22 protein-coding genes and 3 pseudogenes are annotated in these 22,300 nt (G+C 61.4%); 14 read left to right on the top strand and 11 right to left on the bottom strand.

Features of this window, described 5'->3' with window-relative positions:
- Positions 1 to 173 precede the first annotated feature (173 nt).
- From IQ26_RS25360 to dinB, 5 genes and pseudogenes are all read left to right on the top strand, one after another.
- Complete coding sequence (locus tag IQ26_RS25360) at positions 174 to 932, top strand: ImuA family protein (protein WP_145721030.1); 759 nt, start codon at positions 174 to 176, stop codon at positions 930 to 932.
- Positions 847 to 2,370: a Y-family DNA polymerase gene (locus IQ26_RS25355; RefSeq protein WP_145721029.1), complete on the top strand. Its 1,524-nt coding sequence runs from the start codon at positions 847 to 849 to the stop codon at positions 2,368 to 2,370. The genes IQ26_RS25360 and IQ26_RS25355 overlap by 86 nt, the downstream gene beginning before the upstream one ends.
- Positions 2,343 to 4,979, top strand: a pseudogene (locus tag IQ26_RS25350) (helix-hairpin-helix domain-containing protein); the annotation flags it as partial. The gene IQ26_RS25355 and the pseudogene IQ26_RS25350, both read left to right, overlap by 28 nt.
- An 88-nt stretch (positions 4,980 to 5,067) precedes the next feature.
- On the top strand, positions 5,068 to 5,625 hold the full coding sequence (locus IQ26_RS41580) for an OB-fold nucleic acid binding domain-containing protein (protein WP_407660220.1): 558 nt from the start codon (positions 5,068 to 5,070) through the stop codon (positions 5,623 to 5,625).
- A 6-nt stretch (positions 5,626 to 5,631) separates the two neighbouring features.
- On the top strand, positions 5,632 to 6,879 hold the full coding sequence (gene dinB, locus IQ26_RS25345; protein WP_145721028.1) for a DNA polymerase IV: 1,248 nt from the start codon (positions 5,632 to 5,634) through the stop codon (positions 6,877 to 6,879).
- A gap of 11 nt (positions 6,880 to 6,890) precedes the next feature.
- Here the strand turns inward: dinB and msrA are convergent, their stop codons facing one another.
- The gene (gene msrA / locus IQ26_RS25340) at positions 6,891 to 7,409 is read right to left on the bottom strand and encodes a peptide-methionine (S)-S-oxide reductase MsrA (RefSeq protein WP_145721027.1); all 519 of its coding nucleotides are present in this window, start codon (positions 7,407 to 7,409) and stop codon (positions 6,891 to 6,893) included.
- Between the two features lie 132 nt (positions 7,410 to 7,541).
- On the opposite strand from msrA, the gene IQ26_RS25335 reads away from it, so the two are divergent.
- Entirely contained in the window at positions 7,542 to 8,024 is a 483-nt protein-coding gene (locus IQ26_RS25335; protein WP_240547220.1) for a cold-shock protein, read from the top strand.
- 272 nt (positions 8,025 to 8,296) lie between these two features.
- Here IQ26_RS25335 and IQ26_RS25330 read toward each other — a convergent pair whose 3' ends face one another.
- Together IQ26_RS25330 and IQ26_RS25325 are read right to left on the bottom strand one after the other, a co-directional pair.
- Positions 8,297 to 8,605: an AzlD domain-containing protein gene (locus IQ26_RS25330; RefSeq protein WP_162458068.1), complete on the bottom strand. Its 309-nt coding sequence runs from the start codon at positions 8,603 to 8,605 to the stop codon at positions 8,297 to 8,299.
- Entirely contained in the window at positions 8,595 to 9,272 is a 678-nt protein-coding gene (locus IQ26_RS25325) for an AzlC family ABC transporter permease (RefSeq protein WP_162458067.1), read from the bottom strand. The genes IQ26_RS25330 and IQ26_RS25325 overlap by 11 nt, the downstream gene beginning before the upstream one ends.
- A 109-nt stretch (positions 9,273 to 9,381) precedes the next feature.
- Between IQ26_RS25325 and IQ26_RS25320 the strand changes: the two genes are divergently transcribed.
- Positions 9,382 to 9,918, top strand: a complete 537-nt coding sequence (locus IQ26_RS25320) for a CGNR zinc finger domain-containing protein (protein ID WP_145721024.1) — start codon at positions 9,382 to 9,384, stop codon at positions 9,916 to 9,918.
- Between the two features lie 172 nt (positions 9,919 to 10,090).
- On the opposite strand, the pseudogene IQ26_RS25315 reads toward IQ26_RS25320, so the two are convergent.
- The 3 genes and pseudogenes from IQ26_RS25315 to IQ26_RS25305 form a co-directional block, all read right to left on the bottom strand.
- A pseudogene (locus IQ26_RS25315) lies at positions 10,091 to 10,560 on the bottom strand (nuclear transport factor 2 family protein).
- Positions 10,557 to 11,189, bottom strand: coding sequence for a pyridoxamine 5'-phosphate oxidase family protein (locus IQ26_RS25310; RefSeq protein WP_145721023.1), 633 nt, complete (start codon positions 11,187 to 11,189; stop codon positions 10,557 to 10,559). Before IQ26_RS25310 ends, IQ26_RS25315 begins: the two are co-directional and overlap by 4 nt.
- 65 nt (positions 11,190 to 11,254) lie before the next feature.
- Positions 11,255 to 11,800: a carboxymuconolactone decarboxylase family protein gene (locus IQ26_RS25305; protein WP_145721022.1), complete on the bottom strand. Its 546-nt coding sequence runs from the start codon at positions 11,798 to 11,800 to the stop codon at positions 11,255 to 11,257.
- Between the two features lie 120 nt (positions 11,801 to 11,920).
- On the opposite strand from IQ26_RS25305, the gene IQ26_RS25300 reads away from it, so the two are divergent.
- A complete protein-coding gene (locus IQ26_RS25300) occupies positions 11,921 to 12,826 on the top strand; it encodes a LysR family transcriptional regulator (protein WP_145721021.1) in 906 nt (301 codons plus the stop codon).
- A 480-nt stretch (positions 12,827 to 13,306) separates the two neighbouring features.
- Here IQ26_RS25300 and IQ26_RS25295 read toward each other — a convergent pair whose 3' ends face one another.
- Together IQ26_RS25295 and IQ26_RS25290 are read right to left on the bottom strand one after the other, a co-directional pair.
- The gene (locus IQ26_RS25295) at positions 13,307 to 13,819 is read right to left on the bottom strand and encodes an anthrone oxygenase family protein (protein ID WP_322791108.1); all 513 of its coding nucleotides are present in this window, start codon (positions 13,817 to 13,819) and stop codon (positions 13,307 to 13,309) included.
- Positions 13,816 to 14,448 (bottom strand): TetR/AcrR family transcriptional regulator, encoded by a 633-nt coding sequence (locus tag IQ26_RS25290; protein WP_145721020.1) that lies wholly within the window; start codon positions 14,446 to 14,448, stop codon positions 13,816 to 13,818. Before IQ26_RS25290 ends, IQ26_RS25295 begins: the two co-directional genes overlap by 4 nt.
- 328 nt (positions 14,449 to 14,776) lie before the next feature.
- Between IQ26_RS25290 and IQ26_RS25285 the strand changes: the two genes are divergently transcribed.
- From IQ26_RS25285 to IQ26_RS25270, 4 genes are all read left to right on the top strand, one after another.
- A complete protein-coding gene (locus IQ26_RS25285; protein WP_145721019.1) occupies positions 14,777 to 16,096 on the top strand; it encodes a CYTH and CHAD domain-containing protein in 1,320 nt (439 codons plus the stop codon).
- Positions 16,069 to 16,443 carry a CHAD domain-containing protein gene (locus tag IQ26_RS25280; protein ID WP_240547219.1) on the top strand — a complete coding sequence of 125 codons (375 nt, stop codon included), beginning with the start codon at positions 16,069 to 16,071 and terminating at the stop codon, positions 16,441 to 16,443. The genes IQ26_RS25285 and IQ26_RS25280 overlap by 28 nt, the downstream gene beginning before the upstream one ends.
- Before the next feature lie 198 nt (positions 16,444 to 16,641).
- Positions 16,642 to 17,553: an agmatinase gene (locus IQ26_RS25275; RefSeq protein ID WP_145721017.1), complete on the top strand. Its 912-nt coding sequence runs from the start codon at positions 16,642 to 16,644 to the stop codon at positions 17,551 to 17,553.
- A 102-nt stretch (positions 17,554 to 17,655) separates the two neighbouring features.
- The gene (locus IQ26_RS25270; RefSeq protein ID WP_145721016.1) at positions 17,656 to 18,507 is read left to right on the top strand and encodes a hypothetical protein; all 852 of its coding nucleotides are present in this window, start codon (positions 17,656 to 17,658) and stop codon (positions 18,505 to 18,507) included.
- A gap of 52 nt (positions 18,508 to 18,559) precedes the next feature.
- On the opposite strand, the gene IQ26_RS25265 is transcribed toward IQ26_RS25270, so the two are convergent.
- A complete protein-coding gene (locus IQ26_RS25265; protein ID WP_145721015.1) occupies positions 18,560 to 19,450 on the bottom strand; it encodes a DMT family transporter in 891 nt (296 codons plus the stop codon).
- A 78-nt stretch (positions 19,451 to 19,528) separates the two neighbouring features.
- On the opposite strand from IQ26_RS25265, the gene IQ26_RS25260 reads away from it, so the two are divergent.
- Positions 19,529 to 20,215 carry a helix-turn-helix transcriptional regulator gene (locus IQ26_RS25260; RefSeq protein ID WP_162458065.1) on the top strand — a complete coding sequence of 229 codons (687 nt, stop codon included), beginning with the start codon at positions 19,529 to 19,531 and terminating at the stop codon, positions 20,213 to 20,215.
- Between the two features lie 70 nt (positions 20,216 to 20,285).
- Here IQ26_RS25260 and IQ26_RS25255 read toward each other — a convergent pair whose 3' ends face one another.
- Both IQ26_RS25255 and IQ26_RS41575 read right to left on the bottom strand, forming a co-directional pair.
- The gene (locus IQ26_RS25255; RefSeq protein ID WP_240547218.1) at positions 20,286 to 20,981 is read right to left on the bottom strand and encodes a LysR substrate-binding domain-containing protein; all 696 of its coding nucleotides are present in this window, start codon (positions 20,979 to 20,981) and stop codon (positions 20,286 to 20,288) included.
- Between the two features lie 30 nt (positions 20,982 to 21,011).
- Positions 21,012 to 21,185 (bottom strand): annotated as a pseudogene (locus tag IQ26_RS41575) (LysR family transcriptional regulator); the annotation flags it as partial.
- 147 nt (positions 21,186 to 21,332) lie between these two features.
- On the opposite strand from IQ26_RS41575, the gene IQ26_RS25250 reads away from it, so the two are divergent.
- The coding region (locus IQ26_RS25250; RefSeq protein WP_145721012.1) for a DMT family transporter at positions 21,333 to 22,300 on the top strand (968 nt) is incomplete at its 3' end.

Here is a 22,300-nt window from a genome sequence, read left to right as displayed (position 1 = left end):
CCGGCTGCGCCCCTTCGACACGGATGGTGATGGTCATCACCTGCCTCCATTGCTGTTCGGGAGCATCGACGCTTTCGCCTTCCGTAGGGGCACGACATCATCCCGATTGACTCTCGATCAAGACAAGAACAAATGTAGAACATATCACAGGCTTTCCGCGTTTCAAGGGTCAGATGAGTGTATCGGCGCCCCCTGCTGCCATTTCCGAGCTTCGAGACCGCATCGCGCGTCTCGAAGGCGGAAACGTACGCGCCCGCACGGTTTTGCCGTTCGGGGTGGCTGCGATCGACAGGGTTCTGCCGGGAGGGGGACTAGCTTTTGGCGGCCTGCACGAGGTCGCGGGCGGCGGGAATGGTGCTGTCGATGGCGCGGCCGCGGCACTCTTTGCAGCGGGTATTGCCGCACGAACAGCGGGCAAGGTCCTGTGGTGCGTTACCCGGCCAGACCTGTTTGCGCCGGCGATCGAGCAGGCCGGCCTGCCTCCGGGAAGGGTGATCTATGTCGAAGCCGGCGACGAGAAATCTGTTCTCGCCTGTTTCGAAGAGGGCCTTCGTGGTGGCTTTGGTGCTGTCGTTGCCGAGATAGCCCGGCTTTCGATGACGGCCTCACGGCGGCTTCAGCTCGCCGCCGAAAGCTCCGGCGCGATCGGCATCGCCATTCGCCGCTGGCGCCGACAGACGGAGGCAACCGATTTTGGTCAGCCTACAGCCGCCGAAACCCGCTGGCGGGTGTCGGTCCTGCCGTCGGCGCCATTGCCCGTTCAGGGCGTCGGGCGTGCGCGCTGGCAGCTTGAACTGATCCGATGCCGTGCAGGAGAGAGTGCAGATTTTACAGTGGAGGCATGCGATGCCAAGGGTCGTATCGCTCTTCCTTCCGTTGTGGTCGACAGACCGCTTCAGAAGGAAATCGGGCGACGCCGCGCCTCCGCCTGAGACGCCGCTCGTTCTTATCGGCCGTGACGGTCGTCGTCGTGTTGTGCTCGCCGCTGATGCAGCAGCTCGCTCCGCCGGCCTGCGTATCGGCATGCCGGCGAGCAAGGCACAGGCTTTGGTGCCTGGCCTCGCGATTCATGATGCCGAGTCCGACGCGGACGCCATGGCGCTCGAGCGGTTGGCGCTGTGGGCACTGCGCCGTTATGCGCCGATCGCTGCGGCCGATCCGCCGGACGGCCTCGTGATCGACACGACCGGCGCCGATCATCTGCATGGCGGTGAGGCGGCAATGCTCACCGATATGGTGGACCGTCTTGGCGCAGCGGGTTTTGCAGCACGCGCCGCGGTCGCCGACAGCTGGGGCGCAGCCCACGCACTGGCCCGCTTCAGTAGACGGCAGACCCTTGTGGTACCGTCCGGCGAAATTGCCCAGGCGATCCTGCCTTTGCCGATCGCTGCCCTTCGCCTTCCCGCCGCGACGATCGATAGTCTGCGACGGCTCGGCTTCGAGACAATCGCGGACCTTGCCGGCACGCCTCGCGCGTCGCTGGCCCTGCGTTTTGGACCCGAACCCGGCCGGCGCCTCGACCAGGCGTTCGGACGGGTGAGCGAACCGATCGAGCCGATCCGGCCGGAGGAGATCGTCGAAGTGCGGCGCAATTTTGCCGAACCGATCGGCGCTGCCGAGACGATCGCCCGCTATACGGGCAAGCTGGTGGCCGAGCTCTGCGCCGAACTCGAGATGCGAGGGCTTGGTGCACGCCGGCTCGATCTTCTGTTCTTCCGTGTCGACAATCGCATCGAGGCGATCGGTGTCGGCACAGCAATGCCGGTTCGTGACACGAAGCGCCTGACCCGGCTTCTCACCGACAAAATTGAGACAATAGATCCTGGGTTCGGCATTGAGCAGATGCGGCTTGCCGCGCTTGCTGCCGAGCCGCTGCGGGCGAAGCAGACGATCTCTTCTCTCGCTGAGGTGCCCGAACTCGATGTCTCGGAGGTAATAGACATCCTCGCCAACCGTGTCGGCGAGGACCGGCTCTATCGCTTCGCCCCGGTGCAGAGCGACGTTCCCGAACGCTCGGTTCAACGTATTGCGCCAATGGCGCCCGACACCGGCGAGGGCTGGCCAGGCCATTGGCCACGCCCGTCGCGGCTGCTGCCACAGCCCGAGCTGATCGAGACGGTGGCACTTCTCCCCGATCATCCACCCGTCACCTTCACCTGGCGCGGCGTTCGCCGGCGCGTGAAACGGGCGGACGGGCCGGAGCGTGTGTTCGGAGAATGGTGGAAGCGCGACGCCGAGCTCGCGGCGGTGAGGGACTATTTCCAGGTCGAGGACGAGAACGGTGAGCGCTACTGGGTCTACCGCGCCGGCGACGGCGAGGATGCCGCGACCGGATCGCACAAATGGTTCATGCACGGGATCTTCGGATGATTGGTGGAACCCGATATGCCGAGTTGCAGGTCACCTCGCATTTCAGCTTCCTGCGTGGGGCGAGCAGCTGCGAAGAGCTGTTCGCGCAGGCGGCTTTGCTTGGCATCGAGGCGCTGGCTGTCGTCGACCACAATTCGCTTGCCGGCATCGTCCGCGCACACGAAGCGGCGAAGACGACAGGCGTCCGGCTGATCGTCGGCTGTCGCCTCGATCTCGCCGACGGCATGTCGTTGCTGGTCTACCCGACCGACCGACCAGCCTATTCGCGTCTCTGCCGCCTGCTGTCGCTCGGCAAGGGCAGGGCGGGCAAAGCAAAATGCCATCTCGAATGGGATGACGTCGTCGTCTATGGGGAAGGACTGATCGCGGTGCTCGTTCCCGACGAGGCCGATGATCTTTGCGCCGTTCGTCTGCGGCGGCTGCGTGAGGCCTTCGGCGATCGCGCCTATCTTGGGCTGACGCTTCGTCGGCGACCCAACGACCAGCTCCGGCTTTACGAGCTGGCAAACCTGGCGGCCGCGATGCGTGTGCCGACGGTCATCACCAATGACGTGCTATTCCATGAGCCCGCCCGGCGGATGATGCAGGATGTCGTCACCTGCATTCGCCACAACGTCACCATCGATGATGCGGGCTTTCGGCGCGAACGTCATGCCGATCGCTACCTCAAGCCGGGTGACGAGATGGCGCGGTTCTTCAGCCGCTATCCCGAGGCCTTGGCGCGCACGGTGGAAATCGCCGACCGCTGCCGCTTCTCGATGGACGAGCTCGCCTACCAATACCCTCAGGAAAAGACGATGCCGGGCCTCACCGCCCAGCAGGCGCTGGAAAAGCTGACCTGGGAAGGTGCCGCCCGCCGCTACCCCGAGGGTCTGCCCGACAAGGTGGTCGGCATCCTGAAACACGAGCTCAGGCTGATCGAGACGCTCGACTACGCGCCGTACTTTCTGACGGTGAACTCGATCGTCCGCTTCGCTCGCAGCCAGGACATTCTTTGCCAGGGCCGCGGCTCGGCCGCCAATTCGGCCGTCTGCTATGTGCTTGGCATCACTTCGATCGATCCCGAACGCAACAACCTCCTGTTCGAGAGGTTCGTCAGCCAGGAGCGGCGCGAGCCACCCGACATCGATGTCGATTTCGAGCATGAGCGGCGCGAGATCGTCATGCAGTGGGTCTACGAGACCTACGGTCGCGATCACGCAGCACTCTGCTCGACTGTCATCCGCTACAGGACGAAAGGCGCCGTTCGGGATGTTGGCAAGGCGCTCGGCCTGCCGGAGGACATGACCAAACTGCTGTCCTCGCAGATCTGGGGCCATGGCGAGGCAGTCGACGAGCAGCGCGCCCGCGAGCAACCTCAATCTCGGCGATCGGCGGCTGCGGCTGACCCTCGAACTGGCGGCGCAACTTGCCGGCACACCGCGCCACCTCTCGCAGCATCCGGGCGGCTTTGTCCTGACGCATGATCGCCTCGACGATCTCGTGCCGATCGAGCCGGCGGCCATGAAGGATCGCCAGGTCGTGGAATGGGACAAGGACGATATCGACGCCCTCAAGTTCATGAAGGTCGACGTGCTGGCGCTCGGAATGCTCACAGCGATGAAGCGGTCATTCGATCTCCTGTCCGAGCACAAGGGTGTCACACTCGACCTGGCGACGATCCCGGCCGAGGACCCGCGCACCTATGCCATGATCAGGAAGGCCGACACGCTCGGCACGTTCCAGATCGAATCCCGCGCGCAGATGTCGATGCTGCCGCGCATGAAGCCCCGGACATTCTACGATCTGGTCATCGAGGTCGCGATCGTTCGCCCCGGCCCGATTCAGGGCGACATGGTCCATCCCTATCTTCGCCGGCGCGACGGCAAGGAAGCGGTGACATTTCCGACACCAGAGCTCGAGCGCGTTCTCGGTAAGACGCTCGGCGTGCCGCTGTTTCAGGAGCAGGCGATGCAGGTTTCGATGGTCTGCGCCGGCTTTTCCGCTGGCGAGGCCGACCAGCTGCGCCGTGCCATGGCCACCTTCAAGCACACCGGTGGCGTCTCGAAATTCCGCGACAAGCTGGTCAACGGCATGATCGCCAACGGCTACACCCAGGAGTTCGCCGAAAAGACCTTCTCGCAACTCGAAGGGTTCGGCAGCTACGGCTTCCCCGAAAGCCACGCCGCCTCCTTCGCGCTGATCGCCTACGCCTCGAGCTGGATGAAATGCTGGCATCCCGATGTCTTCTGTGCGGCGCTCTTGAACTCGCAGCCGATGGGCTTTTATCTGCCGGCCCAGATCGTGCGCGACGCACGCGATCATGGCGTCGAGGTGCGCCCCGTCTGCATCAATGCCAGCCGCTGGGATTGCACGCTCGAGCCGACTGATGCCGAAGATCGCTTCGCTGTCCGGCTCGGCCTGCGGATGGTGAAAGGTCTCGCCAATGATGACGCGGCCGCGATCGTCGCGGCGCGGGCCGATGAACCTTTCCTCTCGGTCGACGATCTGTGGCGCCGCGCCGGCGCGCCGGCGGCTTCACTGGTCCAGCTCGCCGAGGCCGACGCTTTTTTGCCGGATCTGAACCTTGCCCGCCGCGACGCGCTCTGGGCAATCAAGGCGCTTCGCGATGAACCTTTGCCCCTGTTTGCGGCCGCGGCTTCCCGTGAACAGAAAACGGTGCCTGAGATCCACGAGCCTGTCGTTGCACTGAGGCCGATGACTGCCGGCCGTGAGGTCGTGGAGGATTACGGCCATGTCGGGCTGACCTTGCGCAGCCACCCGGTCTCGTTTTTGCGCGCGGACCTTCGCCGGCGCCGCATCGTGACCTGTCAGGAAGCCATGCAGGCGCGAGACAGACGCTGGCTGGAAGCCGCCGGCCTGGTGCTGGTCCGGCAACGGCCGGGCTCGGCCAAAGGCGTGATGTTCCTCACCATGGAGGATGAGACCGGCGCCGCAAACGTCGTCGTCTGGGTCAAGGTGTTCGAGAAATTCCGGCGCGTGCTTCTCTCCTCCGCCATGCTCGGCGTGCGCGGCCGAATCCAGCGCGAAGGCGAGGTCGTACATCTCGTCGCGCACCAACTGACCGATCTGTCGGCCGAGTTGGCAAGCGTCGGAAACCGCGACACGCCGTTTCCGTTGCCGCACGGCCGCGGCGATGAGGCTCATCATGGCGGATCGGGCATCGATCCGCGGAGCCTGCCGAAGGGCCGAAACATCGTCGATCCATACGAGCACATTGACCGCATCAAGGTGAAAACGCGGGATTTCCGGTAGGCAAGAATGGGCAGGACCGCCACAATCCTCCATGCGGATCTGGATGCCTTCTATGCATCGGTCGAGCAACTGCTTAACCCGTCCCTGCGCGGCAAGCCGATCGCCGTCGGCGGGGGTGTCGTGCTTGCTGCCTCCTACGAGGCCAAGGCATACGGCGTTCGCGGCGGCATGCCGGGACGGCGGGCGCGCGAACTCTGCCCGCAGCTGATTTTCGTCGGCGGCAACTTTCAGGAGTACCAGCGGCTCGGCGACGCTGCGATAGCCATCCTCGGCGACTACACGCCGCTCGTCGAACGGATTTCGATCGACGAGGCTTTCGCTGACGTCGCGGGCTGCACGCATCTCTTCGGCTCACCGGCTGACATTGCAGCGACGATCCGACACCGGGTCCGCACCGAGCTCGGTCTGCGGATCTCGGTCGGCGTGGCGCGGACAAAACACCTGGCCAAGATAGCTTCGCAGGTTGCCAAGCCCGATGGCATGGTGCTGGTCGATCCGAAGACCGAACTGGAATTTCTCCACGACCTTCCCGTCGAGCTGATGTGGGGTGTCGGTCCCGTCACCAAGGCGAAACTTACGGAGCGGGGCATTCTCACCATCGGTCAGTTGGCCAATACGCCGGGACACTCCATCGAACGCCTGCTCGGCACGGCCGTGGGCGAAAAGCTTTCGGCGCTGGCCTGGAACCGCGATCCGCGCGAAATCCGAACCCAACATCGTGCACGGTCGGCAGGAGCGCAGTCTGCGCTTGGCCGCAAGCCGGCCGTCGAAAGTGTGTTCAAGCCGGCGCTGCTCCATCTCGCAGACCGCGTTGCCTCGCGCCTGCGCGCGAAGTCTCTCGCCGGTAATACTGTCACAGTGAGAGTCCGGTTCGCGGACATGCGGGCCGTTACCAGATCGACGACGCTGGATGCACCGATTTCGGCGACGATGATGCTGGCGGAAATTGCAGAGGAATTGGTGCGAGTAGCGCTTGCCGATCATCCGCAGGAGCAGACGATCACGCTGCTGGCGATATCGGTTTCACAGCTGAGAAAGCAGCCGGATATCCAGCTCGATCTGCCTCTCGGGCTTCCGGACGAGAAGCGCAGACCCGGCGCCAAAAAAGGCATTGCTCGCTGGACCGCCGACCGCGCCATCGACACTATTCGCGACCGCTTTGGACGTGACGCGGTCGGCTATGCCGCCACAGCGCTGGACGGTCCGCGCGCGGTCCCCGACGGGTTCCGCGAACTGGCCGAGAAGGAATTGTAAAGCGCGGCGGCCTACCCCGCGCGGCGAGTTTCCTCCCGCGTCGGAAGCTTCCAGTTCGGTCGCGGGAAATGACAGGTGTAGCCGCTGGGATAGCGCTCGAGGTAATCCTGGTGCTCGGGCTCAGCTTCCCAGAAATCGCTGACCGGCACCACCTCGGTCACGACTTTGCCCGGCCAGAGGCCCGAGGCGTCCACGTCGGCTATGGTGTCTTCCGCGACACGCTTCTGCTCATCATTTGCGTAGAAGATCGCCGAGCGATAGCTCGCGCCGACATCGTTGCCCTGGCGGTTGCGCGTCGTCGGATCATGGATCTGAAAGAAGAATTCCAGCAGATCGCGATAGCTGATCGTGTCTGGATCGAACACGATCTCGATCGCCTCGGCGTGGCTGCCATGATTGCGATAAGTGGCGTTGGGCACCTCACCGCCGGTGTAGCCGACGCGAGTGGAAATCACGCCGGGATAAAGGCGGATCAAATCCTGCATACCCCAGAAGCAGCCGCCGGCAAGCACAGCGCGTTCGGTCGTCATGGCCTCTGACCTCCTGAATTTGGGTTCATCGCCAATATAGGCATTGTTGACGTCTTTTTTCAGTCGCAGGCCATTTGACACAAACGCATCGCCCGATGGAGATTATCCTGACGCTAGCGCAGGGTGCGCTCCATGTCAGTCGAGACGATCATGGGCAAATATCGAGACCATCGCGAGCCACGCCGGCATCGCCATGACGATGCCCCGGTGTCCTTTTTGGAACGGGCTTCCGAGCCAAGCTACTTTCAGCGGCCCGCGATTGTAGTCGCAGACCCTGTCGACGCCGAGATATTGTGGTTCAATGCCAGCAAGGGTTTTGGCTTCGTCAAACTGTCGGACGGCACGGAGGCTTATCTGCACATCCGAGTGTTGGAGGCTGCCGGAAGCGGCGCTGTTTCCGAGGGAACACGTCTCAAAGTCGCGGTTGAAGAAAGTCCAAGAGGTCAACAGGTCGTGCAAGTGCTGGAGATCGGCGATCAGATCGCGAACACGCCGGCAGATACGCGCCGCGCTGGAGGGGATTCCGCCAGCACGGACGCACAGGTGGAGAGCGAGGGCACGGTCAAGTGGTACAATCCCGAAAAAGGCTTCGGCTTCATTGCACCCGATAGGTGAGAAGGATGTCTTCGTTCATGCCAACCTGATTTTTGCGGCAGTTCTACCCTCTCTGTCCGATCAATGCCTTACCTGTCGTAAATATCGCTCGCAAAAGGCGGCGCTCCGCGACCGACTTTTGCGACAAACCGAACGACCGTTCGCCGGTGGGAAGCTCACATTGCCGTCGTTGATCTGAACGGCCGGGGCGCGGCCAATGCGGTCCGCCGTGCGAAGGGGCATACGCACCGGAAGCCGTCTTGCCCGGCTCAGCGCAATCATCGCCGCGGAGCTTACGCGTGAAGGGCAACAGACCATGCCGCGGCGATCGCCATACCGGTCACCATCGCCCAGACCGCGTTCTTCGACCGCAGCATGACCAAGGACGCAAGACCAACCGAGATCGCTTCCCTGAAGCCATTTTGCGCAAGAAACGAGGCGACGAGCGCTGCGATGACGGATACGGAAAGCCCGTCGAGAAAACGTTCGATTTTAGGGGATGGCTCGACCCTGCTCATCAAGACGGAACCAGCCAACCGAGTGGCGAGCGTGACGCCCGCGATCAGCGCGATTGCGGCCCAGGTGGACAAATCATTTGGCACGGAACATTTCCCCCGCAATACCACCGATGATCGCAGCCAGAATGACGTTCCATCCTGTTGGCAGCCAGCCACCCGTGAGAAGCGCGATCACGGACGCGACGATGGCGGGAATAATGGCCGTCCTGTTGTCCATCTCGCCCATCAAGACCGTTGCAAGGAAGCAGTCCATCACGACGTCCAGACCAAAGGTCTTGGGGTTTCCGATCATTGATCCGGCGACGGCTCCAAGTGTGGTTCCGATGACCCAATTCGCCCATAGGACCAGCCCGCCTCCGAGAAGGATGCCGACATCCCGCTCTCCTGATTTGAACGCCCGTTGGCTGTCGGCAAAGTTGGGATTGGTGAGATAGCTAAGGACGAGCATCCTCTTCGTGATCGGAAGGGCGTTGACCCAGGGCGAAAGGGCCGCCCCCATGATGATGAACCGCGCGTTGATGGCGAGCATGATCAGCGCGAGCGAACCAAAGGCAACGGGGGCTCGCAAGAAATCAAGTGAGACAAACTGGGCAGCGCCAGAAAAGACCAACGCGCTCATAGCGATGGACTGGTATACCGACATCCCATGTTCGGTAGCGGCAACGCCGAAGGCAATGCCGAACGGGATGAGGAAGATGGCAATCGGAAAAAGGCGGTGGATACCGCGCCAGGTGCCGCCCAGGGTCAGCACCGTCTGGGTGCCGGCGGGCCGTTGCGAATGTGCCGTCTGTCTAACCATGCTACTGGTTAGACAGCAGCACGGGTTGCATGTCAACCCCACCACAGGTTAGAAATGGCTCATGACCTACAGCAACACTCATCCGCTCCGACTGATAGGCGGGCGACTGGCCCTCGACTTCCTCAATACGGCCAATTGGGCGTCTGACGGCTCCGTCGTGCACGAGAAGATTGAAAGCCTTGCGGATCTGGACATCTGGTTGCAGGCCGCCGGTCTGCCAGATGCCGCCCGCCCCGGATCAATCGACATGATCCATGACTTCCGCACGCGGTTGCGCGGCATCTTTCGAGGAGAAATCGGGTCGACCGCGTCGGACCTCCAAGCGTGTTTGCGCGAGATTCAGATCGGCCCGGACAGCCCGATCACCAATCTGGCCCGGCAGCCCGTCCTCAGCCTTATCACCGTGTCGGCCCTGTCCATTCTGAGCGACCCGAAGGAGCTGGCGCGCGTCAAGACCTGCCCCGGCGCGGGCTGCGGCTGGATGTTCCTGGACGAGACGAAGGACGCGCGGCGGAAATGGTGCATAATGGAGACCTGCGGCAATCGCGCCAAAGCGTCTCGAAACTACGCAAAAAAGAGTGCGGGAAAGGGATCGTAGGCGGAAATGCAGCTCAGCATCCCCTAGGTGATTATTACTCGTTCGTCAAAGTCTCGCCGTGTTTAGATCTGCATAGATTGTTCGGCTCTGCTCAGGAGGAGCGCTACGCGCGCGCGATCGCGGGCGGTTCGTAAGCGGCACACGCGGAAGCGATGCGATCTGCCCAATTTGCTTACAGCCCGAGCTCGCTCAGCGATGGGTGGTTGTCCGGCCGCCGCCCTAGCGGCCAATGAAACTTGCGGTCGCCCTCACGGATTGGCGCATCATTGATGCAGGCGAAACGGCGGCGCATCAGGCCGTCCTCGCCAAACTCCCAATTCTCATTGCCGTAGGAGCGGAACCAGTTGCCGCTGTCGTCGTGCCACTCATAGGCAAAGCGGACGGCCATGCGGTCCTCGCGGAAACCCCACAGCTCCTTGATGAGCCGATAATCCAGCTCGCGCTGCCACTTGCGCGCCAGAAAGCCGACGATCGCTTCGCGCCCCTGCACGAACTCGGCACGGTTTCGCCAGTAGCTATCGACGGTGTAGGCGAGCGCGACCTTTCAGGATCGCGGCTGTTCCATCCATCCTCGGCGAGGCGGGCCTTTTCGAGCGCGGTTTGCACAGTGAAGGGGGGCAAGGGCGGACGCTGAGTGCTCATGGGGAATCTCCGTTGTTGGCAAGGCGAGCGCGTAGCTCGGCATTTTCGGCTTCGAGCTGGGCTAGCCGATCGCGAAGCGGACGGACCGCCTTGCTGACTTCCTGCTCGGTGAAGCGCGGCGTGATGTGCTGCGGGCAATTCCAGTCGAAGGTTTCGAGGCGCAGCCGGAAGATGCGTTCGAGCTTCGCTCGGTAGTCGGGCACGGTGACGAGTTCGGTCAGCGCCGGGAGGGCATCGAGCGCCAGGGTTTCGACATGGACGTAAATCTTGAGCCGCGCGCGGCGGGCATAGTCCATCAGGAACAGGCAAGCCCGATCGTCAGCGGCGAGATTGCCGGTGCTGATGTATTGCCGGTTGCCGCGATAGTCGGCAAAGGCAAGCGTGCGATCATCGACCAGCTTGAGGAAGCCGCGCGGGCCGCCTCGATGCTGAACGTAGGGCCAGCCCGTCTCCGAAACCGTCGCCATGTAGAAGCTGTCACGATCGGCAATGAATGCGGCTTCGTTGTCGGTGAATCGATCGAAATCGCGGTGGCCCTTGAAGTCCTGCGAGATGTGATCGGCGCCCATCTTGGCCTGCACGGACCGGACGCTGGGCGTCACGGCGATATCGAGAAAACCATAGGACATATGACGGGCCTCCGCTGATGGAAAGGAAGCGGGCCGGGGTCTGCGCTGCCCCGGCCCGCTTGGCGTCACGCGGCTTCGGCAGCGTGCACGACGGGGAAGTCGATTTCCGTCTGCGCGACCACGTTGAGGTAGTTCGTGAAGCTGTTTTCGGCGACGAGGCCGACGATCTCCACGACCTGGGCGTCAGTGAAACCGGCATCGCGGACCGCCTTGATGTCGGCATCGCTGACGTGGCCGCGCTCCTTCGCCACCTTGACGGCGAACTGGACGGCGGCGTTTGCTTTGGCGTCGCCCGACGCGCCCTTGCGGTTCAGCGCGATTTCCTCCGGGCTGATCTTCGCCAGGTTCAGGCCGAGATAGCTGTGCGCCGAGAGGCAATAGTCGCAGCCGTTGACCTGGGCGACGGCCAGCGCGATCCGCTCGCGGGTCTTCACGTCGAGGGTCTTCGAGAGGGCGCCCTGAAAGCTGGTGAAGGCGGTGAGCACGGCGGGGCTGCTGCCGATCAGACGGAACAGGTTGGGGACGACGCCAAGCTGCTTGTGCACGGCATCCAGGATTGGCTTGGAGGCCTCGGGAACGTCGCCGCGTGCGGGGATGGAAAGACGGGACATGGCTTTCTCCATTTCAGGTTGGGAGCCGACGATCAGCTCTCACGGCCCGGATTAGCCAGTTCCACCAGGAAGGATAATCAGCTAGTTTTGAGAATACTGTTCTCACTGGGTGGAATAATTATGGACCGCCTCGAAGCGATGACGATCCTCCTGAGGGTTGTTGCCAAAGGGAGCTTTTCGGCTGCTAGCCGAGACCTGGGGGTGCCGCTGGCAACCGTGAGCCGCAAGGTGAACGAGCTTGAGACCCACCTCGGGACCAAGCTTTTAGTCCGCACGACTCGTAAGGTTGCGCTAACAGAAGCCGGCGGTACTTACGTGGCTTCGGCCCGGCGCATCCTTGATGAGATCGACGAGACCGAGCGGGTCGCCGCTGGCGAGTTTCATGTCCCCCGTGGCGAGCTAATCCTGACCGCCCCTGTTTTCTTCGGGCGTCTGCACATCCTGCCCGTCGTCACCGAGTTCCTGGGCGCTTATCCGGAGATCAATGTTCGGCTGTTGCTCTCGGACCGCAATCTCCACCTGATCGAGGACCACGTCGATATGGCGGTGCGGATCGGTCCACTGCCGGATAGCACCATGATCGCAACGCGTGTCGGATCAATGCGGACGGTCGTATGCGCCAGTCCGAAACTTCTCGCGGGGCACGGCATGCCCAAGAAGCCGGATGGTCTGGGCGCATTGCCGTGCGTGAATTTCGACTTTCTGTCGCCGAACTCGGCCTGGTCATTCCGGCCGAAGGAGGCCAAGGGAAGCATCGATGTACCGATCCGGCCGCGCCTCTCCGTTTCCACCGCTGAGGCGGCCGTCTGGGCTGCGGCTCAAGGTGTCGGCGTAACCCGTGTGCTCCATTACCAATGCGCCGATGCCCTACGCGACGGATCGTTGCGGATCATTCTGGCGGACTTCGAGCTGGAGCCGCTTCCGGTTCACCTGATTCACGCTGGGCGTGGCGCGCTGCCCTTGAAGATGCGGGTCTTCCTGGATTTTGCGGCGGGTCGCCTGAGAGAGAGGCTGAAGTCCCTCTGATCTTTCAAATCCGTTTGGGTTTTCGCACAGCCTGCGGGGTGGTGCGACGCGCCGAGGATCGGCGCGTCGCGATTGAAGTGGCGCTCACGCGCCGCTCTCGGTGAAGTGCCAGACGGGGTCCGAGGCGGCGAGCCTTGTCGGCGAGGTTTTCGGTGATGCCCGAGCCGGGAAAGACGATGACAGCCGGCTGGTCGCGGACAATCGCAGCTATGTGTCAGGAACCGGCGTACCACATCGCCGTCGACCGCGTCGATCCCTATGCGGTTCCTGTCCAGCCAGACAAGCAAGTGCTTTACAGGTCCGGGGAACTCCTGAAGATATCCCGGCGCTATGCCGGCCTTGCGCAAATAGTCCAAGAACTCCGCGACTAGCGGCCAGGATCGACCATTTCCTTCGACGTCTTTCGCAAAGCATCCGCGCGTGTTGATTGCTCAGCCATTTTCATGCTCCTTCGTCGTGATGACGTTAGGAGCATGCTGGTTAGGTTGAGCGAAGTCTTTCATTCAACGCGAAGATCGCAAAGCCGGTCAGCGCCAACGTAACGCCGCTGAAGCATGTACGGACCGTGTTCCAGATTTGCCAGGGCCGCGAGTAGTCCTCCCAGATGCGTTGGGCCTCGGCAGTGCTCTCGGGAGCGCTGATGGCAGCCAATGCTTCGTTCACCGGGACGTTGACGGTCATTGTGAGAATCAAGCCGCCCAGCAGATAGATCAGGCCGGCCGCGGCGAAGGCCATAGCGGCTTTTCTTAACCTGCTGGCATAGGCAAGGGCGGCAGTGACCAGCAATACGACCGGCGTGCCGAAGAAGGCCGGCGCGAAGACAGCATTGCGCACGGACGCATTCATTGCCTGCATGGCCTGGATCGCGACTGCCGGATCGGCTGCATCGAGCCCCCACATGGTTGAGCACACCCAGGCATAGAAAAAGCCGAAGATCGCGCCGCTGAGCATCATCGATAGGAAGGCGAACAGATAAAGCATTATGGTGATCACTGGGAATCTCCCTCGTCGTTGTGCGAAGGGGCGTGGAGCGCGAGGAATAGCTCGAAAGCGCGCTGTGCCCGCCGGTCAATCGCCTTTGCGGAAAGCTCATCGAGAACTCCGATCACCCGCCGAATCTGCAGGTCGCCGATCAGGAGGCCGAAGTAGATTTCCGTGGCTTCCGCCGGATCGTTGCAGGCGATCACGCCCTCTCGCCTTGCGGCTGTCAGGAGGTCGCACACGAGAGGCGCAATTGTCTCCCGGCCGAACTGGGCGATCGCCTGTCCGAGGGTGCCCGTGTCGCTGACATCGCTTGCTGCGGCGCGATTGAGGATAACGGCCTTCTCTCCCGTCACGAGAGCGAGCAGGATTGGCCCGAGTGCCGCCAACGTTCCAAGCGGATCGCCGGATCGGTGAAGCGAGTCCTCAAGCAGGAGCCTTGCCTCTCGTGCGTTCGCCTCGACTAGTTCACGGAACAGGCCCTGCTTGTTTCCGTACCATTTGTACAGCGTCTCGTTGGAAGCCGATGCGCGTTGAGCAACGGCAAGCAAGGACGTGCTCTTGTAACCGGCCTCCTTGAGTACCGAATAGGCAGTCTCCTCTATCCTTGCTCGGCGCGCGGCCTGTTTCGTCGTTCTCAAGGCTGTGCTCCTGGCCTTTGCAAGAACCGTACACATTTATACGGTTTCTATCAAGCGATATTCATTTCGACCCAGGAGCACACTGGCAGGGGCCCTTCTTCCGCCATATACCTGCCCATCCACCGGCTCACCCGTCGGCCGCGCTTCGCAAGTGGCCGCTCATGGTCATCGACGCCATCGGGCCGACCCGATTTGGCGTGGCGGAGAAGCATCCGCCGGCGCATCAACGATTTCCTGCAATGTCTGGCGGGCGAGCTCTTCTCCATGCTAATACATCGTGGGTAACGCGGCACGGGGCTCACGCAGTGCGTCCAAGCGGAACCCATCCATGTCACAATCTGCGCAACGCGGCGACCAAGGTATTATTCCAAGCGCGTTGACCCCGGCTCATGCACAGAACACCGATCCGGTCGCGGCATCTGACGCTCCGAACCCGTCCGATGAGAACGCTTCGGTCGAACGGGCTGTTCCAACCGCCGAAATCGAACTCAAGCTCCTTGGCAATCGCGAACAACTGGCGGATTTCGTCAGCAGCCCGGCCATTCCCCAATATGCGCGTGATGCGGGCGTGAATACCGATCTCATCGCAACCTATTACGACACGCCGGATTTTGCTCTGCGCAAGTCGGGTGCTGTTTTGCGCGTTCGCACCGACGGGCAGCGCTTTGTCATGACGCTAAAGTCCGCGAGCCGAGCAGATGGCAAAACGCTTGAGCGGACGGAATGGAAGGCGCCGGTTCAATGCATGGAGCCGGACCTTGCCGCTCTATCGCAATTCCTGCCGGCGGAAACCTTCGCACAAGTTGAAGGTGCACAGCTGAAGCCGGTGTTCACGACTGAAGTGCGGCGTCATACGCGGATGCTGGATATACCGCTCGGCACAGTGAAACTTGCAGTCGATCAGGGCCGGATCGTAGCCGGCGAGCGCACGGAAGAAATAAATGAAATCGAACTCGAACTGATGGACGGCAGTACCGCGGCGGTATTTCAGCTGGCGCAGGACCTCGCATCGACTACCGCCCTGCGGCCGAGCATCCGCAGCAAGTCCGCCCGCGGGTTCGACTTGGCTCTCGGCAATCCGCCCCAAATTACCAAAGCGCCAAAAATGAAGTTTGATCACGGTGCGACGCTCGATCAAGTGCTGGACGGCATCCTGCGCTCGGCGCTTCAACATCTCATGGAAAGCCAACCTGCGGCCGAAGATGGACAGAACCCCGAAGGAATTCACCAGTATCGCGTGGCGCTGCGCCGCCTGAGATCGGTGCTGGGACTCATGCGGTCGATTGGACCATCTTCGCAACTGGATGCATCCCGGGATGACGCCAAATGGCTAATGTCCAATTTCAATGATGCGAGGGACTGGGATGTTTTCATCACAGAGACCCTGCCGCCGATTTCGCAGGCCTGCCCGGCGGTCGAAGGCTTCGATGTCCTCAAACGCGCGGCGGAAGAACACCGCCACAAAGCTCATGACAAGGCGCGCGCCGCAATCACCGATCCGCGAACCGGACGGTTCCAGATCGCCCTGGGATTGTGGGGCGAACAGGCAGGATGGCGCGCCGGCGCCCGGAAGGTTTGGGGCTGCTGGCCGCACCGGCCCGCCGTTTCGCGACAGGAGTTTTGGAGAAGCTACACCGCAAAGTCCTGAAGCGGGGTCATTATTTCAAGAAACTCTCGCCAGAGGAGCGACACAAGCTGCGTAATGCGCTCAAAAAATTGCGCTACGCTTCCGATTTCTTCCTGCCGTTATTCGAAAAAACCAAGCGCAAGCGGCATTTTGCAAAAACCCTGGCCGGGTTGCAGGATCAGCTCGGCCGCTACAATGACATGGCCGTTATGGAAGAACTCGTTCAGCGAATTATGAAGAACAAGCTTCCGGTGACTGGCCAGCACGCAGCCGGCGCATTGCTTGGCTGGCAGGCTGGCAGCGTCAACCGAGACGATGCGGAACTCCTGTCGGCCTGGAAGGAATTTCAAAGCGCCGACCTTCCCTGACCAAACGAACCTGAGGCTGCGCTGCAATATCTGGCATCCGTCCACTCTGCGTTTGCGAACTCTGGTTAATCACCACCGCAACGCTAAAGTTGTCGCAGGTTGAGGAAATTTTGCGACAAAAGACCTCACGGATGTTCATGCGAGTAATCTTCGCCTTCATAGCTGCGCGCATTGAACCATCATCAGGGCCATCAAGAAATGACCGCCTCGCCTTCCTTTCTCGGCTTTCCCGATCGCCTCGCCGATGGCCGCATGCCGCGTGCGGTGATCTTCGGAGCCGGTCACGGCAGCACCTATCCCGGCAAGGACAGCAGCGGCTATGCCTTGGCCGCCGACGCCATCCGCGCTGCAAGCCAGGAAGATGCCGCGCTCGTCGATCACTGGGATTTCGATCTCGGCGGCCCGCTGTTCGACGGCGGGCAGGTCTGCTGCATCGACGCCGGCGACATCCAGACCGCCATGCATGACAATGCCGGCAACCGGGCCCGGATCGAGGTGAAGACACGCGAGGTCCTGGCATTGCCGGCGGTACCGATCCTGCTCGGCGGCGACGATTCCGTAGTCATTCCCTTCCTCGCCGGCTTTGCGGATCGCGGGCCGGTCTGGATCCTGCAGATCGACGCCCATATCGACTGGCGCGACGAAGTGCATGGCGAGCGCCACGGCTATTCGAGCCCGATGCGCCGCGCGAGCGAGATGCCGCATGTCGCCGGCATGGTGCAGGTCGGCCTCCGTAGCGTCGGCAGCGCACGCCTCACCGAAATCGAAGCGGCGCAGCACTTTGGCAGCCGCTTCGTGACCGCCCGCGAGGTTCACGCTGAGGGCGTCGAAGCCGCTCTGCGGCATATTCCGGAAGGAGCGCGGGTCGTCGTCACCCTCGACTGCGACGGCCTCGATCCCGGCATCATGCCGGGCGTGGCGGCGCGTGCGCCCGGCGGCCTCACCGACACGCAGGTTATCGACCTGGTCGCTGGCCTCGACCGGCGGGCCAGGATCGCAGGATTCGACCTCGTCGAACTCTATCCTCCCGCCGACATTGACGGCCTGTCGGCCCTGATCGCCTCGCGCCTTGTCGTCAATGTGATCGGCACCATCGTCCGGCAGGTTTGAAACCCCGGCTTGTCGCGCAAATCCTAAGGCTTGTTACGTCGCAGGTTCTAGGCGCAAAATGTGTCGCAGGTTCAGGGTCTTTGGCGAGGGGAGGCAGACGGGTTGCAAGTAAAAACAGGCGCTGGTTGGTTCAAATTTGAGGACAGAGCGAGAGGGGCGCGGGGCTACATCAGAGTTTTCTACTACATTCCCGAACGAATAGAGCCGACTTCGCGAATACTGATTGCACTCCATGGGTTAGATCGAGTTGCGGCGGGATTTCGAAACGAGTTCATTGCCGCAGCGGATCGCCACGGCAAGATCGTGATCGTTCCGGAATTCGATATTGATGCATTTCCGGGCGTATATGCCTACAACTATGGAAATGTCGTCTCTGCCCCACCAAATTCGCAGTCCAATGCTCGGGAGGAGTGGAATTTTGAATTGATCGATCGTCTGTTCCTGTCGATCAAAAATGACGCTCAAATCCAGTCGGAAAAGTTCGATTTGTACGGCAATTCTGCCGGCTCTCAATACGTACTGAGGTATGTCGCGCTTACGGAAGCGCCCCTGTTGGAAAAGCCAATATCTTCGAATAGCGGTATCTACATGCTGCCCAATCTGACGGTGAACTATCCCAATGGGATGGGCGGCATAGGCATGGGCGATGCAGACTTGAGAAGATATTTTTCTCGCCCTTTGCATATACTGCTGGGAGATGCAGACACTGACGCGACAGCGGCCGATCTTCCGCGAACGCCCGAAGCTCTTGCGCAGGGGCCTCACCGTCTCGCCCGTGGCCTCTGGCACTTCGAACACTGCAAGTCTTTAGCTAAAACGTTGGGTATTGAATTGGCATGGACTGTCGAAGTCGTGCCAGGAGCACAACATATTAGCCGAGCCATATTCGATCGGGCGATGGCAATATCAGGCTCAGGATGTCGCGGAAATCCTAAAGCCTGCTACGTCGCATGAGTTGGTCGCAAAATGTGCCGCGGGTATCGGGAGTTTCGCGACAAGTGGACCGCTAGCTTTGAGCTAGTACCTCGCCCGATCTTTGTCGCCGCTTTGATTTTGTCAGAACATCAAAGATCACCGCCGCCATGACCAGGCTGCCACCGATCCAGGTGGCCCATGCGGGAAGCTCCCCGAAGGCCAACCAGACCCAAAGCGGCGCGAGCGGGTTTTCCATGCTGCCTATCAGGGCGGAGCGTGTTGCCGAGATCAGCCGGGTTCCGACCGTCATCAACAGCAGGCCGAGACCAAATTGGGCGGTTCCGAACAGCACAAGGTCTAACATGGCCGGGGCCGTCACCTGCATGGGCTGAGCGAATGGCAGCACCACAAATGCGCAGAGAAAGGCTGATAGGCAGGCGGCCGGGAGCATGGAAACATGCCGGTTCTTGCGGATGATGACCATCATTGCGGCATAGGATAGCGCCATCGTTGTCGCGAAGGCGTAGCCCGCCAGATAGCCGCCGGAGGCTTGCGGGTTGACGATGATCATAACGCCAACAAGCGCTATGAAGCTGGCCGCCCATGTCGTCCAGTCTTCCCGCTCGCCCGTGAAGAAAAGCGCGAGTATGGCGGTCATGAAGGGAATTGCAGCGTGGATTGTCATCACGTCTGCCACCGGAGCCAGGCGCAGCGCATTGATGAAGCAGATCGTGGCGAGGGTGGACAGGACCATGACCCAGAAGCCAGGCATCCCAATGGCCCTGTTCGCTCCCCACAGGTCTTTCCGGTAACGCCACGCCACATAAGCGCCGATGAATAGCCCGCCGAAGATTCCGCGCCAGAACAGGACCGTCCATACATCGAGCGTGATTAGCCGTGTGAAATATCCTGACAGGCTGTAGGCGATTGCAGAGCCTATAATCAGCAACGTGCCGAGCCATTTGTTTTGATCGTCTTGCATCGGTGCCCCCTTGCATCCGAAGCCTTGTACTCCGATGCTACTGACACCGTTTTGTCAGTGGTGTTGGGAGGGCCGCTCGTGCGCCGCGCCGATCGTCTTTTCGATATTATCCAGGTGCTACGTGGAAAGACGCAGCCCACGACCGCCGCCGCGCTGGCGCAAAAATTGGAAGTGGCGACCCGCACCATCTATCGCGACATCGCGACTTTGCAGGCTCGCCGAATCCCGATCGAGGGTGAACCTGGACTCGGCTATTTGCTGCGCAAGGGGTTTGATCTGCCCCCTCTGATGTTCACGATGGAGGAGATCGAGGCGATTACAGTCGGTGCGAACCTTGTTCATCGCATTCGCGATCCGAAATTGCAGGAAGCGGCTGAGAGTGTGCTGAACAAGCTTCAGCATTCTGTTCCGAAGGAGCTGCGCTCCTATCTGGCGTCTCCTCGGTTCTTTGTGTCGGAAGGGGATACGGTCCGTCCCGAGGGGATCGAACTGCTCGATGTGCGCAATGCCATCCGGACATGCCGCAAGATCAGCATCACCTACATCGACGAGCAACAGCGCCGATCGCGACGAACAATCTGCCCTATCGCCACGGTCTATTATGTCGATGTTACGTTGATTGCCGCATGGTGCGAGCTTCGCGGGGACTATCGGCATTTCCGGGCAGACCGCATCGTTCAATCCGAAGTTCTCGAAGATCGATTTGCCGCCGATAGCAGCCCCATGATGGCCGAGTGGATGGCGAAGCGTTCGCAGAAATCCTGAAACTCGCTACGTCACAGGAGTTTGTCGGAAAATGTGTCGCGGGTTGGGGGACTTTTGCGACTCCGGTGCATCACGCGGCTCGCCCAGAAAGGGCGGACTGCCCCTGCTTCACGATGGTTTCGAGGAAATCGCAGACGACGCGAACGCGCCTCATGTCGCGAACCGCTTCATGAACGACGAGCCAAATGGCTTCCTCTTGCCGGCAGAGAGCGGGCATGACCCTGACAAGCTGTTCCTCTGAATCCGCCAGAATGCACGGCAGTACACCGAGGCCGTTACCCGCCTTCATGGCGAGCACCTGCGCCTGCATGGTATCCACGGTCAGATTGGCAATGCCGCTATCTGCCCATGACCGGAGTGTTTTCGGCAAGGCCAGGAACGACAAGGGATCGCCCCAAGTGGTGAGGCGATGGCCAGCGATCGGCAATTGATCTTCCCGAACAGGATGACGGGCGAGATAGTCCTTCGATCCATAGAGTCCGAAAGCGATCGTTCCAATCCGCCGCACCACGAAATTCCCCTGCTCGGGCCGGCAGAGCCGCAGGCCGATATCCGTTTCCCTTTGGGGATGTTGAGCGAAGGAAGTCGCGTTGACCGCGACCCCCAACGACAGATCAGGATAGGTTTCCTGTAGAGCGGGCAGGTTCGGGATTAAGAGATGGTGCGCAAGCGTATCGACGGTGACGATTCGCACCGTCCCCGAAACGCGGCCGTCCTGTCCGCAGAAGCCGTCTTCCAACTCGCGCATGGCGGCTTCGATCGCCATGGCCTTTTCGACCATGGCCCGGCCCGCTTCCGTCACTTCGTATCCATCCGGCTTGCGCTCGAATAGCCGGGTTCTTAGCGCCGCCTCCAAGGTTTCGACCCTGCGCGCCACCGTGGAGGGACTAGCCTTCACCTCGCGCGCCGCGCCGGTCAGGCCACCATGGCGCGTCACGGCGAGGAAATATCGGACATCGTTCCAGTTCATGTTTCTATTTTTCGAAAGCTACTTCCAAAACTTAGGCGTCGAACAGACGAAACGGAAGGTTTAATCCTACGAAGGTCAATGAAATGGAGCTTGGGAGCGAGGCATCGGCAACAGCTCTTTCGCTAAAACGGTCAAGGCCGCTTTCGCATGAACAAGCAATTCACCATCGGCGTCTTCGCCGCACTCTTCGCGGCCTTTGCCTTCTCGCTCAACTTCATCGTCCCCTTCATCATCGGTGACTATTCCACATTCGATTTTGCCCTCATCCGCCATGTCGTCTCCGCTCTGGTCGGTTTCGGCATTCTGTTTTCGGAAAAAGGCGTGATGCAATACCTTACTATCCGAAACTGGTTGGCGACGCTCGGGTTGGCCTTCATCGGCTATGTCGGCTACTTCCTGACGGTAACGGGAGCTGCGATCTTTTGCGGACCGGTCATCGCTCCGGCTTTTCTCGGCCTGGTCCCGATCGTGCTGGCGATCGTCGGCAACCGGCGTCAGGAGTCGCTCCCATGGCGTTTCCTGATGATGCCGCTCATGCTGGTGGTGATCGGCCTTGCTCTGGTCAACGGCACGGCCCTCACTGCCGACACTTTGGGTTCCGTTCGCTCGCTCTGGATCGGCATTCCGCTTGCGCTCGTGGCCGTAGTGCTGTGGGTCTGGTTTGCCATCGCCAATCAGGCGGCGCTCGCCACCCGGCCCGATATGCCCTTGGGCGCATGGTCAGCGCTCATCCTGGTGGCCGGCGGTGTCCAGATGCTCGCCTTCTTGCCCGTCGGCGCGGCGCTGGGGCTCTTTCAGCTTCCTAAGCTCGGTTTTGGATGGGACGCGGCCGGCTCCCTTTATCTTTGGGGTGTCTCGCTCGCGCTGATGGCTACGGTCTGCGGAGTGTGGGCATGGAATGTTGCCTCCCGAAATCTGCCGGTGGCGCTGGGAGCGCAACTGATCGTCTCGGAAACCGCCTTTGGCGTCATCGGCGGGCTTGTCGTCCATGCTCGATGGCCGACCGAAATGGAAGCGGGCGGGATTGCCGTCCTGATCGCCGGCGTCGTTCTGGCGATCCGCGTCTTCCATGGCCGGCAAGTCAGGTCGAACGAGGCTTTGTCGCAAATTTCCTG

The sequence above is a fragment of the Mesorhizobium tianshanense genome, from assembly GCF_007830515.1.
Taxonomy (GTDB): domain Bacteria; phylum Pseudomonadota; class Alphaproteobacteria; order Rhizobiales; family Rhizobiaceae; genus Mesorhizobium; species Mesorhizobium tianshanense.
The sequence above is the reverse complement of the archived record's forward strand: the minus strand, read 5'-3'. Positions and strand labels throughout refer to the sequence as shown.